This window comes from Bradyrhizobium betae (genome assembly GCF_008932115.1).
Classification (GTDB): domain Bacteria; phylum Pseudomonadota; class Alphaproteobacteria; order Rhizobiales; family Xanthobacteraceae; genus Bradyrhizobium; species Bradyrhizobium betae.
On record NZ_CP044543.1, the window covers coordinates 851,558 to 868,438 of the forward strand.

The following is a 16,881-nucleotide window of genomic DNA, read 5'->3' on the forward strand; positions in this document are numbered from 1 at the left end:
CCGAGGCTACGCGCCCGCCTTCGGTTCGAGCCCGCCGCTCGCGGTCCAGCGATCCGGATCGGGACTGTGCCCGATCAGCGCGAGCCCGTAGGCGATCGATTCGAACTGGTCGCCCGACATCAGCCGTTCGTTGCCGAACCGGTCGGCGAACAGCTTTCGGACGGCGGGCACGAACGAGGTCCCGCCGGTCAGGAACACCTTCTCCACTTCGCGCGCGGTGATGCCGGCTTCGTTCAGCACCTTGTCGACGGTGGACCCCAGCCGGGCGATGTCGTCGGCGATCCAGGAGTCGAAGTTCTTTCGCGTGATGGCCGCGCCGATGTCGACGCCGCCGCCCTTGAAGCGGAAGTCGACTTCGTCCTTTGCCGAAAGCGCGACCTTGGCATCCGACACCGCTCGATAAAGTGAGAAGCCGAGGTCGAGGTCGACGATGGTGATGAAATCCTCGAGCAGCTGCGGTTTCAGCGCACTGCGGGCAAGCTCGCGAAGCTCGCGCAGATCGCCGTTGCTCTTCATCATCGCGAGCTGATGCCAGCGCGCGAGGTTGGTGTAGTGGCCGGTGGGGACCGGCAGCACCTTGTCGAACGAACGGAAGCTGGAGCCCTTGCCCAGCCGCGGCGAGACGACGTGGTCGACGATGCGGTAGTCGAACGTGTCGCCCGCGATCCCGATGCCGGCATGGCCGAGCGGCTCGGCGCGCAAGACGCCGCCCGTGCGCGAGAAACGCATCACCGAGAAATCGCTGGTGCCGCCGCCGAAATCCGCGACCAGCACGGTCGCATCGCGCTCCAGCCGGCGGGCGAAGGAGAACGCGGCGCCCACGGGTTCGTAGACATAGCGCGCGTGGCCGGCGCCGAGACGCTCGAACGCGGCCCGGTAGCGCTGCATCGCCAGCGCTTCGTCGGGATTTCCGCCGGCGAAGCGCACCGGACGGCCGACCGTGATGGTGGAGGTCTCGAAGCTGAATTTGTCGCCGCCATGGCGCGCCAGTGTCCGCAGGAACGCCGCCAGGATGTCCTCGAACTTGAAGCGCTGCCGGAACACCTGCGTTGTGTTGAAGCTGCTGCTCGCGGCGAAGGTCTTGAACGACTGGAGGAAGCGGTAGACGTGGCGTCCTTCGAGGAACGTCTCGATCGCCCACGGGCCGCCTTCGGCCTGGGCGCCGGCTCCCGGCCGGTCCTCCCAGAAGCACAGGGCCGACACATAGACGCTGTGCCGCTGGCCGCCATGGTCGAAGCGGATGGCCTCGACCCGGCGGTCATCCGCCGCGATCGCGACGACCGTATTGCTGGTCCCGAAATCGATGCCGATCGAGACAGCGGACGAACCGCTCGACATGAACCACTCTGACGCTTGATTGGAAAAGGGGGCAGACCACTAACGGCTTTGACCTGCTCTGCCAAGGCCGCAGATGCTGCAGCGCGGTCGGAGGGACGCTCCGAAATGTTGCCTATCCTGGCAATGCGAGCCAAGAGCGCGAAGCATTTTCCGGGCGTTTCGGCACCAGATCCGCCGTTTCGGGACGTTACTTAGCTATTTTAGGCCCAAGGCGGCCGCCTTGACGGATGATTATGCTGCAATGCGGGAGCGTGCATGCTGCCATGCAATGGCATGCATAGACACTGGCATCTGGTATACGTAGATTGCCTTTCGAAATGAGACAGCAATACTGACTGTCTCGAGAAAGGAATTCCGATGTCCAAGACCGCTTCCGTCGCCCTCGCCCCGTCCTCCTCGCTGTTCGCGCGCTTCATGGCCGCGGTGGACCGCTTCCTGATGGCGAGCGCCGAAATCTCCAATCACAACGGCGACCTGCCCCGCTTCGGCCTGTAAGCAGCGCCGCCCGCACTGCGGAGCGCGACGCGCCGGTTTCCGGACCGTCGATATACTACTTTTGATGAATGGCCCCGCACGACGGGGCCATTTCTATTTGCGTTGTCCGATTCACAGCCGGGCCGGAAAGGTCCTGCGGCATTTGCGCACGGTGACCGGACCAGCGCTTGAACCTTGGCATAATGAATACAAGAATGCCGCTCCAGCGCTCGAAGAAAAAATAGAGGCGCCACGGGAGGCTTTATGACGGACATGGTGCAGGCAACGGCCCCTACAGCCGCGCGCGTTAGCGACACGTATCGCTGGGCGCAATTGGCGGTCGGTGTAGCGGCGATGGTGATGATCGCCAATTATCAATACGGCTGGACGTTCTTCGTCCCCGACATCCAGAAGAAGTTCGGCTGGGATCGCGCCTCGATCCAGTGGGCCTTCACGCTCTTCGTCCTGTTCGAGACCTGGCTGGTGCCGATCGAAGGCTGGTTCGTCGACAAATACGGCCCGCGCCTCGTCGTGCTGGTCGGCGGCGTGCTCTGCGCCATCGGCTGGGCGATCAACGCGCAGGCCACCACGCTCAACGGCTACTATCTCGGCATGATCATCGCGGGCATCGGCGCGGGCGGCGTCTACGGCACCTGCGTCGGCAATGCGCTGAAATGGTTTCCGGACAAGCGCGGTCTCGCCGCGGGCATCACCGCCGCGGGCTTCGGTGCGGGCTCCGCGCTGACCGTCGCGCCGATCCAGGCGATGATCAAGGACAGCGGCTTCCAGACCACCTTCCTCTATTTCGGGCTCGGACAAGGCATCATCATCTGCGTCCTCGCCTTCTTCCTGCTGGCGCCGAAAGCAGGCCAGGTGCCAAACGTCGTGGCGAACGCCAATCTGCTGCAGACCCGCCGCAACTATCAGCCGACCGAGGTGCTGCGTCAGCCGATCTTCTGGCTGATGTACTTCATGTTCGTGATCGTCGGCTCCGGCGGCCTGATGGTGACGGCCAATCTGAAGCCGATCGCGGCCGACTGGAAGGTCGACAACGTGCCGGTCACGCTGATGGCGGTGACCATGACGGCGGTGACCTTCGCGGCCACGATCGACCGCGTGCTCAACGGCCTGACGCGTCCGTTCTTCGGCTGGATCTCCGACATGATCGGCCGCGAGAACACGATGTTCATCGCCTTCGGCATGGAAGGGTTCGGCATCTGGATGCTCTATCTCTGGGGCCACGATCCGATCTGGTTCGTGCTGCTCTCGGGCTTCGTGTTCTTTGCCTGGGGCGAGATCTACTCGCTGTTCCCCTCGACCTGCACCGACACGTTCGGCGCCAAGTTCGCGACCACCAATGCCGGCCTGCTCTACACCGCGAAGGGCACGGCTGCGCTGCTGGTGCCGATCGCGAACTACATGCAGCAGTCGTCGGGCACCTGGGACAGCGTGTTCATCATCGCGGCCGGCGCCAACATCCTGGCCTCGGCACTGGCGATCGCGGTGCTCAAGCCCTGGCGCAAGATCGTGGTCGCGAAATCGACCGCCGCCTGACGCGCTTCACCACAGCCCGTTCGAGCGCGACGCCCGGCCTTGTGGCCGGGCGTTTCGTTTTGCGCGAAACCCCTTCGATTCCGGGGATCCGAACGGAACCGGATATTTTCTGAGGCGAGCCCCAGATAGGGCTTGCCTTCTGGAATATGGTATACCAATCTCCCCGCCGCGCTTGCGACGATAAGCCACAACATTTGCGACACTGGGTCATCTTGCAATCCCAGGTCGTGACAAATCAGGCGCATTGGGAGGGTCTTGATGATGTCCAGCACGGATGGCGCCGTCACAGCTGCGCCGCTTCGCACCGGTTTCCGTTGGTTTCAGCTCGCCATGGGCATCGTCTGCATGGCGATGATCGCCAACCTGCAATACGGCTGGACGCTGTTCGTCGATCCGATCGATGCGGCCCACCATTGGGGCCGCGCCGCGATCCAGCTCGCTTTCACCGTCTTCGTCGTCACCGAGACCTGGCTGGTGCCGGTCGAGGCGTGGTTCGTCGACAAATACGGTCCGCGCATCGTCATCATGTTCGGCGGCGTCATGATCGCGCTGTCCTGGGTGCTCAACTCCTACGCCGACTCGCTCACCCTGCTCTACGCGGCCGCGATCATCGGCGGCATGGGCGCGGGCGCGGTGTACGGAACCTGCGTCGGCAACGCGCTGAAATGGTTTCCCGATCGCCGCGGTCTTGCTGCCGGCGCAACCGCCGCCGGCTTCGGTGCCGGCGCCGCACTCACCGTGGTGCCGATCGCGACCATGATCGCATCGAGCGGCTACCAGCACGCGTTCCTCACCTTCGGCATCGGCCAGGGCCTGATCGTGTTCGTGCTCGCCTTCTTCATTCAGCCGCCGCGGATTTCGATCCCGCCGAAGAAGAAGCAGCTCAACCTGCCGCAGACCAAGATCGACTTCACCCCGCCGCAAGTGCTGCGCGCCCCTATTTTCTGGGTGATGTACCTCGTTTTCGTCATGGTCGCGTCCGGCGGCCTGATGACCGCGGCGCAGATCGCACCGATCGCGCACGACTTCAAGATCGCCGACACGCCGGTGACACTCGCCGGATTCCAGATGGCGGCCTTGACGTTCGCGATCTCGCTCGACCGCATCTTCGACGGCTTTGGCCGTCCGTTCTTCGGCTGGGTGTCCGACACGATTGGCCGCGAGCACACCATGTTCATCGCGTTCGGCACCGCGGCGGTGATGCTGCTGACGCTGTCGGCCTACGGCCACGTTCCGATCGTGTTCGTGCTCGCGACGGCGGTGTATTTCGGCGTGTTCGGCGAGATCTACTCGCTGTTCCCCGCCACCTGCGGCGACACCTTCGGCTCGAAATACGCGACCACCAACAACGGCATGCTCTACACCGCGAAGGGAACGGCCTCCCTGCTCGTCCCGCTCGCCAGCGTGATCTCGACCGCCTATGGCTGGAAGGCCGTGTTCGTGGTGGCGGTGGCGCTGAACGCGACGGCAGCATTGATGGCGCTGTTCGTGATCAAGCCGCTGCGCCGCTCCTTCATCCTCGGCAAGGAGGCCGAGAGCGCCCGCACCGCGACCGGCAGCGCCAAGACCGAGACGGCGTAAGCCGCCACACGCCAAGACATGACCGAGAAAGGGGCGCAGCGATGCGCCCCTTTCTTTTTGGCGCCACGACAAACGTCAGCAGCCCTGTCGCAAGATTTTTCGGATCAGCCAAATCGATCGCTTGACGATTGGCATTATGTATACCACACTTGATCCGTCATTCACCCCAGGGAGGTTGCAATGCTGGTCGGAGACATTCTGCGCAAGAAGACACCGCGCGTTGTCACGGTGCGAATGAACGAAACGGTGGGTATCGCCGCCAAGCTGATGCGCGCCAACAACATCAGCGCGCTGGTGGTCAAGGACGTGGTCCGCTCCGAGGGCAACACCGCCGTCGGCATGTTCACCGAGCGCGATGTGGTGCGCGCCGTCGCCGAGCACGGCGCGAACGGCGTCAACGTCAAGGTCTCACAGCTCGTCTCGGTGCAGCAGCTCGTCTCCTGCACCTCCTCGGACACGATCGAGCACGTCCGGCACCTGATGAACCGCAATCACATCCGGCACCTGCCCGTGATCGACGATTACAGTCTCGTCTCCGTCATCAGCATGCGCGACATCGCCGCTGCCGTCGACGAAGCGATCAACGGCACGCCGCAGGCAGCAGCCTAAAGCGGCACGCCCCTTCGCCTGCGACGACCAGCCCCGGCTCGGATCCATCCGAGCCGGACAGGATCCTTCGTCCCGAAATTCCGGCCACCCGCGAGGATTTCATGAAGATCTGCATCTACGGCGCCGGCGCGATCGGCCGATATCTCGGGGTTCAGCTCGCGCGCGCGGGCGCCGATATCAGCCTGGTCGCACGCGGCGCCCATCTCGCCGCGATGCGCGAGCGCGGCCTGACACTGCTCACGGGCGAGGAGAAACACACCGTGCATCCGCGCTGCACCGACGACCCCGCCGAGCTCGGCGAGCAGGATTTCATCATCATCACGCTGAAGGCGCATTCGATCACCGGCGTGATCGAGAAGATGCAGCCGCTGCTCGGGCCGCACACCCGCATCGTCACCGCCGTCAACGGCATACCCTATTGGTACTTCTACAGGCACGGCGGCTCGTACGAGAATGCGACGCTGGAGAGCATCGACCCCGGCGGGCGGCAGTGGCGCGAGATCGGCGCCGAGCGCGCCATCGGCTGCATCGTCTATCCCGCCACCGAGATCGAGGCGCCCGGCGTGATCCGCCACGTCTACGGCAACAATTTTCCGCTCGGCGAGCCCTCCGGCGAGATCACGCCGGACGTGCAGCGCCTTGCCGATCTGTTCGTCTCGGCCGGACTGAAAGCGCCGGTGCTCGACCGCATCCGCGACGAGATCTGGCTGAAGCTGTGGGGCAATGTCTGCTTCAACCCGATCAGCGCGCTCACCCATGCGACGCTCGACGTGATCTGCACCGATCCGTCCACGCGTGCGCTGTCGCGCGCGATCATGGTGGAGACGCAAGGCATCGCCGAGACCTTCGGCGTCAAATTCCGCGTCGATGTCGAGCGCCGCATCGAAGGCGCCCGCAAGGTCGGCGCGCACAAGACCTCGATGCTGCAGGATCTCGAGCGCGGTCGCCCGATGGAGATCGATCCGCTCGTCACCGTGGTGCAGGAGATGGGGCGCCTGACCGGAATTCCGACGCCCGCGCTCGACTCGGTGCTGGCGATGGTGACGCAGCGCGCCCGCGTCGCCGGCCTCTATGATGGCGTCTCGACGCCGGCCGATCCGCATGCCCTGGCGGTGGCATGATGGCGGACGTCACCAAATGGCTTCGCTTCCGCCACGCCGGCGCAACCGGCTTCGGGACACAGGCCTCATCGGGCATCAGCGTGCATGAGGGCGAAATGTTCGGCCGCAATGCGCCCACCGGCAAGACGCTGGCGCTGTCGGACGTCGAGCTGCTCGCCCCTTGCGCGCCCAGCAAGATCGTCGCGCTCTGGAACAATTTTCACGCGCTCGCCGCCAAGCTGAACCAGCCCGAGCCGCCGGAGCCGCTCTATCTGCTCAAGGCCACCACCAGCATTACGACGCCCGGCGCCGTGATCCGCCGCCCCTCGTACTACGACGGCAAGACCACCTATGAAGGCGAGCTCGGCATCGTCATCGGCAGGACCTGCGCGCGCGTCTCGCCTGCGGAGGCGGACAGCTTCATCTTCGGCTACACCTGCGTCAACGACATCACCGCCAACGACATCCTGACCAGCGATCCCACCTTCCCTCAGTGGGCCCGCGCCAAGGGCATCGACGATTACGGCCCGTTCGGCCCGGTGATCGCAACCGGGCTCGATCCCGCAAAGCTCACGGTGCGCACCATCCTCAACGGCGCCGAGCGGCAGAACTATCCGATCGCGGATATGATCTTCTCGGCGCAGGAGCTGGTCAGCAGGATCTCCCACGACATGACCCTGCTCCCCGGCGACCTCATCGCCGTCGGCACCTCGGTTGGCGTCGGCGTGATGAAGGAGCCGGTGAATGTCGTGACCGTCGCGATCGACGGCATCGGCGAGCTGACCAACGAGTTTCGGCTGTAGCTCTCGCAGTCATTCCGGGGCGGCGCAGAGCGCCGAGCCCGGAATGACGACTGAGGACTGGGCCAGCGCAATCCCCCATTTCGGGAAAACCCGGCAACCTCAGGCATGCCCCTTCACCGATCCGCCGACGGGATCCGGCGCCGATCGCGCGATCCGAGGTGTCGGCCCCCTTGATCTCGGTTCCGCTCTCCAATAGCAACTATGGCGATATTGTGTGCCGGCGTGAGGAATTCACGATGTGGCTGTTTTTCCTGGTTGCCTGGTTTGTCCTGCTTGTCGCCATCGCGATTTTCGCCCAGCAGGCGTTTGGTTACGACGTTGCCCACCTGCCCGCCTGGTTCGCGGGCCTGCCGATGCCGCAGCGCATCGCGACCGGCGCGATTCTCGCCGTCGCGCTGGCGCTGATCGGCGCCTCCGTCTGGCGGCTGTCGCGCCAGGACCGGCGCCTCAACACGCTGCGCGACCGCCTCAAGAAGACCCGCGAAGACGTCGTCGTCGCCCACGCCCTGCAGAACCACCTCGACGCCACTGTCCAGCACCTGATCGAGAGCGACCCCCGAGAGGCTGTCTCTGCCCTTCACGACAAGCTGGGCGAGGTCGAGCAGCGCGCCCTGCTCCAGCAGGGCCGCAACGAATCCACCGATATGCACGACCAGCTCGCCGAAATCCGCCGCCGCCAGCAGGCGCTGCGCGAGATGGTCGGCAAGGTCGCCGATCAGCGTCGCGCGGTCGAACCCGTCTTCACCGAAATCCGCGACCGCCAGAACCAGCTCGAACGGTCCCTGCATGACCTCGAGACCGACGACCGCAAGAACAGCCTCGCCGACCGGCTCAAGAATATCGCGGGCGACGTCTCGACGCTGCTGACGCGGGTCAACACGGTCCAGACGACCTTTGCGACCCTCAACCAGTACAAGGAAGATCTGGCGAAATCCCATGCCGAGTTGGTGCCGCTGCGCGCGACCGACGCCGGCATCAATGCCCTGATCGGCGAGCTCGGGCTCAGCCATGACCGCCTCTCCAAGAGCATCGACGAGCTCGAGACCGGCGGCGAAGCGCCGCTCGGCACCCGCGTCGAGACGCTGTCGAAGAACAAGATCGAGATCGAGCAGCGCCTCGCGCGCATCGACGACAGCTTCAACATCCTCAAGGCCGTCAGCCTCGACTTCGAGGAGCTCGCCCAGCGCCGGGCTCAGCTCGAACGCTCACTCGCCGACGTCGAAACCGATTCCGACGGCAAGTCCCTCGCGGAGCGCCAGAACGCGCTGAACGATTTCGTCGTCCAGTCGCGCCAGCGCCTTGGCGCGTTGCAGGAAACGCTCGCCACGCTGAACGCCTTCAAGGTGGAGCTGTCGAAGTCGCAGGCCGACCTCGTCCCGTTGAAGGCCCCGGTGTTCGGCATCGAGGCCCTGATCGCGGAGGTCGGTGCCACCCGCGACCTCCTCGCCAGGACCGTCGGCGAGATCGAGGCGAGCGGCGATGTCACCCTCACCTCACGCGTCGAGGCGTTGACCAAGAGCAAACGCGAGGTCGAGGACCGGCTCACCCGCATCTTCGACAATTTCAACGCGCTCGATGCCTTGCGCAAGGACATCGGCGGCATCTTCTCGACGATCAGAAACAGCCTGAACCGGATCGGGTAAGCTGCCGCGTGGGATGGGTAGAGCACAGCGAAACCCATCATCTCTCCTCACTCAAACGGCCGATGGGTTTCGCTGCGCTCTACCCATCCTACAGACCTCGAACCGAAGTTGATGCCGGCGCGACCAAAGCCTGCATGCGCATCATCCTCGGCCTCCTCTCCGCCTTGCTCGGCGCGCTCGCCGGCTGGTCCGCGCTTGCCGCGCTGGTGATGGCGCTGGCGGGGCCGGACCGCGATGGCGGCATCGCCATGGGCGCCGTCTTCGACATCGGCCCGATCGGCGGCGTGGTCGGCCTGGTCGCCGGCATTTGGCTGTTCGTGCGCATCGGGCTCGTTCGAAACGCCGCGTCGCCGCCGGTGGAGGCATCCGACGCCGCGCCGCGCGCCCCGACGCAGCTGTCTTTGCCCTTTGCCGTCACCCTCCTGCTCATCGCGAGCATTTTGGGCTGGTGGGGATGGTACGAATTCATCCGCTCGCCCTATCTCAGCCACGGCTTCATGACGCTCGAACTCGAATTCCGGCTTCCCGCCGGCGCGACCTTGCCGGACAACAAGGACGACGTGCGGATCGAGGTCGAGGAAGCGCGGGGATATGCGATCGCCAGCCCTGCCGTGAATTGGCGCGCGCATGACGGCGACCGTCCGGCCATCATTGCCACCGCCGCGCTGATGTACAAGACGCGCCACCGCGTCGCGCACCTGACGCTCCCGGGCATGCCTGCGCGAAGCTGGCCGATCGATCTTCCCTCCGATCCGGACCCGACGCCCGGCTATTCGCCCTGGCGCATTGCGAGCGATCCGTCGCAACCGGAAATCGAGCTGCATTTCCGGCTGCGCGCCGACCGCTAACGAAGACGGCGCGACGGCGAAATATTCCGACACATCACATCTGCGCGCACCCGACAGATGCCGCCAACATGTCGCGCGGGTGCCGCAACTTGGACGCATTCCGCCGCCCTTTTGTCAGGCGTGTCTGGGGGCACGGCGTTGCCGTGTTTGGACCAAACCTTCAGGGGTATGACTGTGAAGAAGATTGTAATTGTTCTGGGTGCTACGCTTGTTCTGGTGACGGCTGCGAACGCTGCGGATCTGCCGCGCCGGCAGCCCGTCTACGTCCAGGAGCAGGCTCCGATCGGGAAGATGCCGATTGGCAAGAGCCCGGTTGGAAAGGCCCCGATCGGCAAGGCGCCCGGCCCGGTCGTCTCGCGCTACTGACGCGCAGCATCGTAGACGACCAGCGTAAACGGCCGACAGTCGAGGGGGCTAGCGTGACGGACAAACCTGATCGATCGGGATCCTGCATCCTTGCGGGACTGGCGCTCGCGGCGATGATCGCGTGCACGCTGCCCTCGGCCTCGGCCCATGAAGCGAACAAGCGCGTTGCCGATGCCAACGCGCTTGCCACGTCCGACTCCGCGTCACGAGGCGCGCCGCAATCGGCCCGGCGCTCGGTCGCGCGCACAGAGAAAGGTCCCTACTACGTCGACTTCCGTGCGCGGACGGCGGCGAGCTGGGGCCATGCCTTCGTCTGGTACGGCAAGACCAGCGAGCGCGCCGTCGAGGTCGCAGGGCTCACGCCCGCCGGCGACACCTGGGCCTACGTGCTCGGCCATCTCACCTGGGTACCCTCCGAGACCGGCGCGAGCTACGGCGATCTCGATCCCGACTATCTCACCGCGAGCTACCGGGTCTATCTGAACGAAGCCGACGCCAAACGCGTGTTCGCCTATATCAAGAAATTGCAGGCGAGCTCGCCGGTCTGGAACGCCGAGACCACCAACTGCACCGGCTTCATCGGCGACATCGCCGAGTACATGGGATTGAAGGTCCCCTACCGCTGGCAGCGCCCGGAAAACTTCGTCAACAGCCTCAAGGACATGAACGGTGGCCGCCAGTTGGTGCGGCTGACGTCGGAGTAGCCGGCTACGAGATATTGCGTTGCCCGACGGGCAAAACACCCAAGCGATCGGTCAACGCGCGTCGGCAAAAATATTCCGCTTTACCGAAATTCGGAAACAGCGTATCCATCGCCTCGACCCGGCCCAACGAAGAGGGGCGTATCGCGATCGTCACGAACGCGGGCCGGACGGCGGTGGACGTGGGCCACATCGGTGCGACGGTGATCGCAGGGCGGGAAACCGTGAGCGAGGCACATCGCACGTACGACCGGTGTGATCTGCGTACGGCAAAATCGTGTGGTCCTGGCGCCCGCAGGCTGGCGTCAAGCGTTGCGGTGATGTGGCGGCCCGACCGGGCGCGCGCATCGTCAGTCGCAAGGCGACGGGGGCAAGAGTGCATCGCTCCCCGGGGAGAGCGCGACATAAGCCGTAAAGCCACTGCGCAGGGAAGGCCGGATGTTTTGGCTACGCCTGTATGCCGCTGTGCAAATTTCTCACCGCAACTCCGCACAGTGGACCGCGGGTGCCAGCCGGCACCCGGTCTTCCCTGCGCCCTCTTTCATTGGGGGTGAGCCGACCAGGCAAAGCTCGGGCGTATCAGCCGCGAGGATGCGAAGGTGTGTCTTGCGAGGATGCGAGTTCGGTATTGCAGCGAGCCTAGCCTATGACCATCACCCTGAGGTGCGCGCCCTGTGGCGCAATTGCGCCGCAGGGCAAGCCTCGAAGGGCGACAGCCCGGCTCTCGCAGCGCGGCCGTTCATCCTTCGAGGCTCCCTGCCCGGTGCTACGCACCGCGCAGCTCGCCCCTCAGCGACTGTGTTCGAAGTCAAGCGTTTTGCCATGGTCTATTGTCTCTGATGATGGCGTTGAGGGTGATGAGAAGCTTCCGGGCGACTGCCACCAGAGCAACCATCTTCGGCTTTCCGGCGCTGAGGAGGCGCTGGTAGAAAGTCTTGAGGGCGAGGTTGCAGCGGCTCGCCACCAAGGCGGCCATGTGGAGGACTGTGCGAACGCTGGCTCGGCCGCCGCCGATCATGCTCTTGCCTCGCCAGCGGCCTGATTGCCGGGTGTAAGGCGCAAGGCCGGCGAGGCTGGCGATTTCCCGACGGCTCAACCGGCCAAGTTCAGGCAGCTCGGCGAGCAGAGTTCTGGCGACGATGTTTCCTATCCCAGGCACCGAGGCGAGAAGATCCTCCTTGGCGCGCCAGACCGGCGAGCCACGAACCATGGTCTCGATGTCTCGGTCGATGGCATCGAGCTCCTTCTGCAGCATGGCGATGTGACGCTGCAGACCTTTGCGGATCCGGACATTGCTTGCCCGTTTCTCACGCTGGCCTTCCGCGGTCTTCATCTCGATGATCTGCCGGCGGCGACTGACCATTTCGGCCAGCAGGCGCGCTTCCTGGTCAGGCAGCTCGCGCGGCTCCGGCCGGAGCGCATCCGCGAAGTGAGCAATCACGGCAGCGTCGATCGGATCGGTCTTCGCCCGTTTGCCGGCCGCCTGGGCGAAGTTGCGGATTTGGGCAGGATTGACCACCGCCAGCGGGATTGAAGCGCCGGCAACGGCCGCAGCCACAATGGTTTCGAAACCTCCGGTCGCCTCCACCGCGACCAAAGTGGGTTTCAGCTCTAACAGCCGTTCGACGAGGCTCTCGAGCCCTTTGCCGTCTCGCGTGACAGCGAACATTTCTCCGCTCGGACGTACGTGAACGTCCAGGCGGTCCTTGGAGACATCGATTCCCACGAATGACAATTCCATCGGCACCCCTCCTTGCGCAACCGGGCTCGCCAGGCGGCCCACGCGACTGTTCGGGTTCAACGGACTTGCAGATGGGGAGCCGAGCTGAGGGACGGGCTTTGCGGCCCTAGAATGAGACGGTCTCCCATCTGCAGCCGAACGGCCAAGCCTAGATCGCCGACCGGTCTTTGGCGAGTTACAAGGATGACGGATTGAAAACCCAATTATCCGCCCTGCGGAATCACCCTCGTCTCCCGCATGATCGCCCCGCCCCCACCGCGCACCCCCGCAATAGACATTTCCCGACCCCGGCGGCATCCTCCCGCCATCAACCGATAACAGAGCGCCACACAGGCGGGGGAAACAGATCATGTTGCAGACACGGTTCACCAGGCTCGTCGGCGTCGAGCACCCGATCGTCCAGGGCGGCATGCAATGGGTTGGACGCGCCGAACTGGTCGCCGCCGTTGCCAATGCCGGCGCGCTCGGCTTCATCACGGCGCTGACCCAGCCGACCCCGGAGGATCTGAGGAAGGAGATCGCGCGCTGCCGCGACCTCACCGACAAGCCGTTCGGCGTCAACCTCACCATCCTGCCCGCGATCAAGCCGCCGCCCTATGCCGAGTACCGCGCCGCCATCATCGAGAGCGGCATCACCGTGGTCGAGACCGCCGGCAACAAGCCGCAGGAGCACGTCGACGAGTTCAAAAAGCACGGCGTCAAGGTGGTGCACAAATGCACCAGCGTCCGCCACGCCCTCTCGGCCGAGCGCATGGGCGTCGACGCCATCTCGATCGACGGCTTCGAGTGCGCCGGCCACCCCGGCGAGGACGACACCCCCGGCCTGATCCTGATCCCGGCTGCCGCCAACAAGATCAAGATCCCGATGATCGCCTCGGGCGGCTTCGCCGACGCCCGCGGCCTGGTCGCCGCGCTGGCGCTGGGGGCCGAGGGCATCAACATGGGCACCCGCTTCATGGCGACCAAGGAAAGCCCGATCCACCAGCTCATCAAGGAGAAGATCGTCGCCAACGACGAGCGCGACACCGAGCTGATCTTCCGCACCATGCGCAACACCTCGCGCGTCGCCAGGAACGCGATCTCGACCAAGGTCGTCGCGATGGAAAAGGAGGGCGCCAAGTTCGAGGACATCCGCGAGCTCGTTGCGGGTGCCCGCGGCAAGATGGTCTATGCCACAGGCGATTCCGACGAAGGCATCTGGTCGGCCGGACAGGTGCAGGGCCTGATCCAGGACATCCCGAGCTGCGCCGAGCTCGTCTCCCGCATCGTGCGCGAGGCGGAGGCCATCATCCGCGGTCGACTCGAAGGCATGATCGTTCATCCGACGGCGCAAGCTGCCGAATAATCACTGCAAGAAGCGAGAGTAATTCATGAAGGCTTATGTCTACGGCGCTGATGGCGCTCGGATTTCCGACGTCGCTCAACCAAAACCTAAAGGCACCCAAGTGCTGGTGCGCGTCCGTGCCTGCGGGCTGAACCGCGCCGACACCGGCATGCGCAAGGGCCACGCCCATGGCGCGGCCGGCGGCGTCGGCACCGTGCTCGGCATGGAATGGGCCGGCGAAGTTGCCGAACTCGGACCCGATGCGAAGGGCGTGAAGGTCGGCGACCGCATCATGGGCTCGGGCGGCGCGGCGTTCGCGGAGTATACGCTGGCCGATCACGGCCGGCTGTTCCGCGCCCCCTCGAACATGAATTTCGAGGAAGCCGCCACCCTCCCCGTCGCGCTCGCGACCATGCATAACGCCGTCGTCACCGTCGGCGGCGTGCAGCCGGGCCAGAGCGTGCTGATCCAGGGCGCCAGCTCCGGCGTCGGCCTGATGGCGATGCAGATCGCCAAGCTCAAGGGCGCAAAGCTCGTCATCGGCTCCTCGACCGATGCCTATCGGCGCGACCGGCTGACCGACTACGGCGCCGATCTCGCGGTCGACTCTTCCGACCCCAAATGGGTCGACGAGGTCCTGAAGGCGACCGGCGGCGACGGCGTCGACCTCATCGTCGACCAGGTCTCGGGCCAGGTCGCCAACCAGAACCTCGCGGCAACGAAGATCCTGGGCCGCATCGTCAATGTCGGCCGGCTCGGCGGCACCCACGCCGACTTCAACTTCGACCTGCATGCCGCCCGCCGCATCAGCTATATCGGCGTCACCTTTCGCACCCGCACCATCGAGGAGGTCCGCGAGATCTTCGACGAGGTCAGGAAGGACATCTGGGGCGCGGTGGAGTCGCGCAAGCTGCAACTGCCGATCGACAAGGTCTACGCGTTCGACGACATCGACCAGGCCTTCGCCCACATGGAGGCGAACAAGCACCTGGGGAAGATCGTGGTGACGGTGTAGCAGCGGCGGAGGTCTCGTAGGGTGGGCAAAGCGCAGCGTGCCCACCATCTGTCAGCGATCGCGGAGAAATGGTGGGCACGGCGCTACGCGCCTTTGCCCACCCTACGAAGAAGAGGTGTCACTTCGCTCCTGCAACTCACTAGCGACTACGGCTGTGGATCATCGCTTGATGTTCGGCCATGGGCTGCTAAATCCCCCGCCATGACCTCCCAGCACAGCAAAACCTCGGTCGCCGCGATCTCGATCTTCGCCAGCGGCGGCATGGCCGCGGCCAAGTTCGCGGTCGGAATCGCGATCGGCTCGCTCGCGCTGATCTCCGAAGCCCTGCACTCCTCGATCGACCTGGTCGCGACCATCATCACCTGGGCCGTGGTGCGGGTGTCCGACAAGCCGGCGGACGACGAGCACCATTACGGCCACGGCAAGCTGGAGAGCATTTCCGCGCTCGGCGTCACCGCCCTGCTTTACGTGCTGGCCGGCGGCATCCTGGTGGAGTCCTATAGCCGCCTGCGGGAGGGAACCTCGCCGCCGACCATTTCGGCCGTGCCGTTCGTGGTGCTGGTGATCGACATCGTCGTCAATTTCTGGCGGGCCCGCGCGCTGCACCGCGCCGCGCGTGAGACCGGGAGCCAGGCGCTCGCGGCCGACGCGCTCCACTTCGCCTCCGATGTCATGGGCTCGTTCGCCGTGATCGCGGGCCTGATCCTCGCCGCCCTCGGCTTCTGGTGGGGCGACGCGGCCGCCGCCGCCGCGGTCGCCGTGATGATCGCCCTGCTCGGCCTGCGCATGGCCGGCTCGACCGTGCAGACGCTGGTCGATCGTGCGCCGGAAGGCGCGCATGAAAAGGCCACGGCCGCGATCCGCAGCGTTCCCGGCGTGATCGACGTCGAGCGGCTGCGGGTGCGCATGGTCGGGGCGACCACCTTCATCGACACCATCGCAAAGGTGCCGCGGACCTATCCGATCGACCGCGTCGAGGAGATCAAGCGCAAGGCGCAGGCCGCCGTCGAGACGGCATTCGGCGATACCGACCTTACCTTCACCGCGGTCCCCGTCGCGCGCGACAACGAGACCGTGCGCGACCGCATCATGGTGATCGCGCACAATTCGGGCCTCGCCGTCCACCACGTCACGGTCCACGAGCTGGGTACGACTCAAGACTTGGGCGCCAAGTTGATCGTCAGCATCGACCTCGAGGTCGACGCCCGGATGCAGCTCGACGCCGCCCATGAGGTCGCCAACACGCTGGAGCGGAACATCCAGGAGGAGTTCGGCGCGGACGTCGAGGTCGACGTCCACATCGAGCCGCTGGAACCGGAACTGCCGTTCGGGGTCGATGCCGCGTCGGAACGCGTGCAGACCATCGCGGCCGCGCTCACCGAATATGCCGCCGGCGGCGAGATCCACGACATTCATAACGTGCGCGTGCGCGACACCGAGGGCGGCGAGATCGTCAACTTCCACTGCCGCGCGGCGCCGTCGATGAGCGTGATCAAGGTGCACGAGCATGTCGACGCGATCGAGCGCGCGCTGCGCCGTGCCTTCCCGAGCGTGAAGCGCGTCATCAGCCACGCCGAGCCGCCGCGCGCGTGACGCGGAACGCGCGGGGAGTCGCGCGTTCTCGTTTCGGACTCATCGCGTACGTCGAACTACGGACGTAAAGCGCGCGAACTCTCCGTTGGATAAGAATAATTTCGCGTTAACGTTTCGTTGACTCTCGACAGCCTGCGCAAAGTGGATTCAAATCGCCTTGATTCGAAAGTGATGTGGGGCTGCTTTCGAAT

The 16,881-nt window shown here is 65.1% G+C and carries 15 protein-coding genes; 13 read left to right on the forward strand and 2 right to left on the reverse strand.

Features of this window, described 5'->3' with window-relative positions; genetic code table 11:
* Positions 1-6: 6 nt before the first annotated feature.
* On the reverse strand, positions 7-1,338 hold the full coding sequence (locus F8237_RS04290) for an Hsp70 family protein (protein ID WP_151642556.1): 1,332 nt from the start codon (positions 1,336-1,338) through the stop codon (positions 7-9).
* Positions 1,339-1,695: 357 nt separating this feature from the next.
* Here F8237_RS04290 and F8237_RS36230 point away from each other — a divergent pair, with 357 nt between their 5' ends.
* From F8237_RS36230 to F8237_RS04340, 10 genes are all read left to right on the forward strand, one after another.
* Positions 1,696-1,833, forward strand: coding sequence for a hypothetical protein (locus F8237_RS36230; protein WP_015687321.1), 138 nt, complete (start codon positions 1,696-1,698; stop codon positions 1,831-1,833).
* A gap of 243 nt (positions 1,834-2,076) precedes the next feature.
* Entirely contained in the window at positions 2,077-3,366 is a 1,290-nt protein-coding gene (gene oxlT, locus F8237_RS04300) for an oxalate/formate MFS antiporter (RefSeq protein WP_151642557.1), read from the forward strand.
* Between the two features lie 258 nt (positions 3,367-3,624).
* Positions 3,625-4,947 carry an oxalate/formate MFS antiporter gene (gene oxlT, locus F8237_RS04305; RefSeq protein WP_151642558.1) on the forward strand — a complete coding sequence of 441 codons (1,323 nt, stop codon included), beginning with the start codon at positions 3,625-3,627 and terminating at the stop codon, positions 4,945-4,947.
* 180 nt (positions 4,948-5,127) lie between these two features.
* Positions 5,128-5,556, forward strand: coding sequence for a CBS domain-containing protein (locus F8237_RS04310; RefSeq protein WP_151642559.1), 429 nt, complete (start codon positions 5,128-5,130; stop codon positions 5,554-5,556).
* Positions 5,557-5,657: 101 nt separating this feature from the next.
* Positions 5,658-6,677: a 2-dehydropantoate 2-reductase gene (locus F8237_RS04315; RefSeq protein ID WP_151642560.1), complete on the forward strand. Its 1,020-nt coding sequence runs from the start codon at positions 5,658-5,660 to the stop codon at positions 6,675-6,677.
* Entirely contained in the window at positions 6,674-7,459 is a 786-nt protein-coding gene (locus F8237_RS04320; RefSeq protein ID WP_151642561.1) for a fumarylacetoacetate hydrolase family protein, read from the forward strand. Before F8237_RS04315 ends, F8237_RS04320 begins: the two co-directional genes overlap by 4 nt.
* Positions 7,460-7,695: 236 nt before the next feature.
* Positions 7,696-9,102, forward strand: coding sequence for a hypothetical protein (locus tag F8237_RS04325; protein ID WP_162005869.1), 1,407 nt, complete (start codon positions 7,696-7,698; stop codon positions 9,100-9,102).
* Between the two features lie 134 nt (positions 9,103-9,236).
* Positions 9,237-9,950: a hypothetical protein gene (locus F8237_RS04330; protein ID WP_151650454.1), complete on the forward strand. Its 714-nt coding sequence runs from the start codon at positions 9,237-9,239 to the stop codon at positions 9,948-9,950.
* A gap of 168 nt (positions 9,951-10,118) precedes the next feature.
* Positions 10,119-10,316 (forward strand): hypothetical protein, encoded by a 198-nt coding sequence (locus F8237_RS04335; protein WP_151642562.1) that lies wholly within the window; start codon positions 10,119-10,121, stop codon positions 10,314-10,316.
* A 53-nt stretch (positions 10,317-10,369) separates the two neighbouring features.
* Positions 10,370-11,020, forward strand: coding sequence for a hypothetical protein (locus F8237_RS04340; protein ID WP_151642563.1), 651 nt, complete (start codon positions 10,370-10,372; stop codon positions 11,018-11,020).
* Positions 11,021-11,825: 805 nt separating this feature from the next.
* Here the strand turns inward: F8237_RS04340 and F8237_RS04350 are convergent.
* The gene (locus tag F8237_RS04350) at positions 11,826-12,758 is read right to left on the reverse strand and encodes an IS110 family RNA-guided transposase (RefSeq protein WP_151642564.1); all 933 of its coding nucleotides are present in this window, start codon (positions 12,756-12,758) and stop codon (positions 11,826-11,828) included.
* 349 nt (positions 12,759-13,107) lie between these two features.
* Here F8237_RS04350 and F8237_RS04355 point away from each other — a divergent pair, with 349 nt between their 5' ends.
* The 3 genes from F8237_RS04355 (at position 13,108) to F8237_RS04365 (ending at position 16,690) form a co-directional block, all read left to right on the forward strand.
* The gene (locus F8237_RS04355) at positions 13,108-14,103 is read left to right on the forward strand and encodes an NAD(P)H-dependent flavin oxidoreductase (protein WP_151642565.1); all 996 of its coding nucleotides are present in this window, start codon (positions 13,108-13,110) and stop codon (positions 14,101-14,103) included.
* A 25-nt stretch (positions 14,104-14,128) separates the two neighbouring features.
* Complete coding sequence (locus F8237_RS04360; protein WP_151642566.1) at positions 14,129-15,097, forward strand: zinc-binding dehydrogenase; 969 nt, start codon at positions 14,129-14,131, stop codon at positions 15,095-15,097.
* Positions 15,098-15,298: 201 nt separating this feature from the next.
* A complete protein-coding gene (locus F8237_RS04365; protein WP_151642567.1) occupies positions 15,299-16,690 on the forward strand; it encodes a cation diffusion facilitator family transporter in 1,392 nt (463 codons plus the stop codon).
* Positions 16,691-16,881 lie beyond the last annotated feature (191 nt).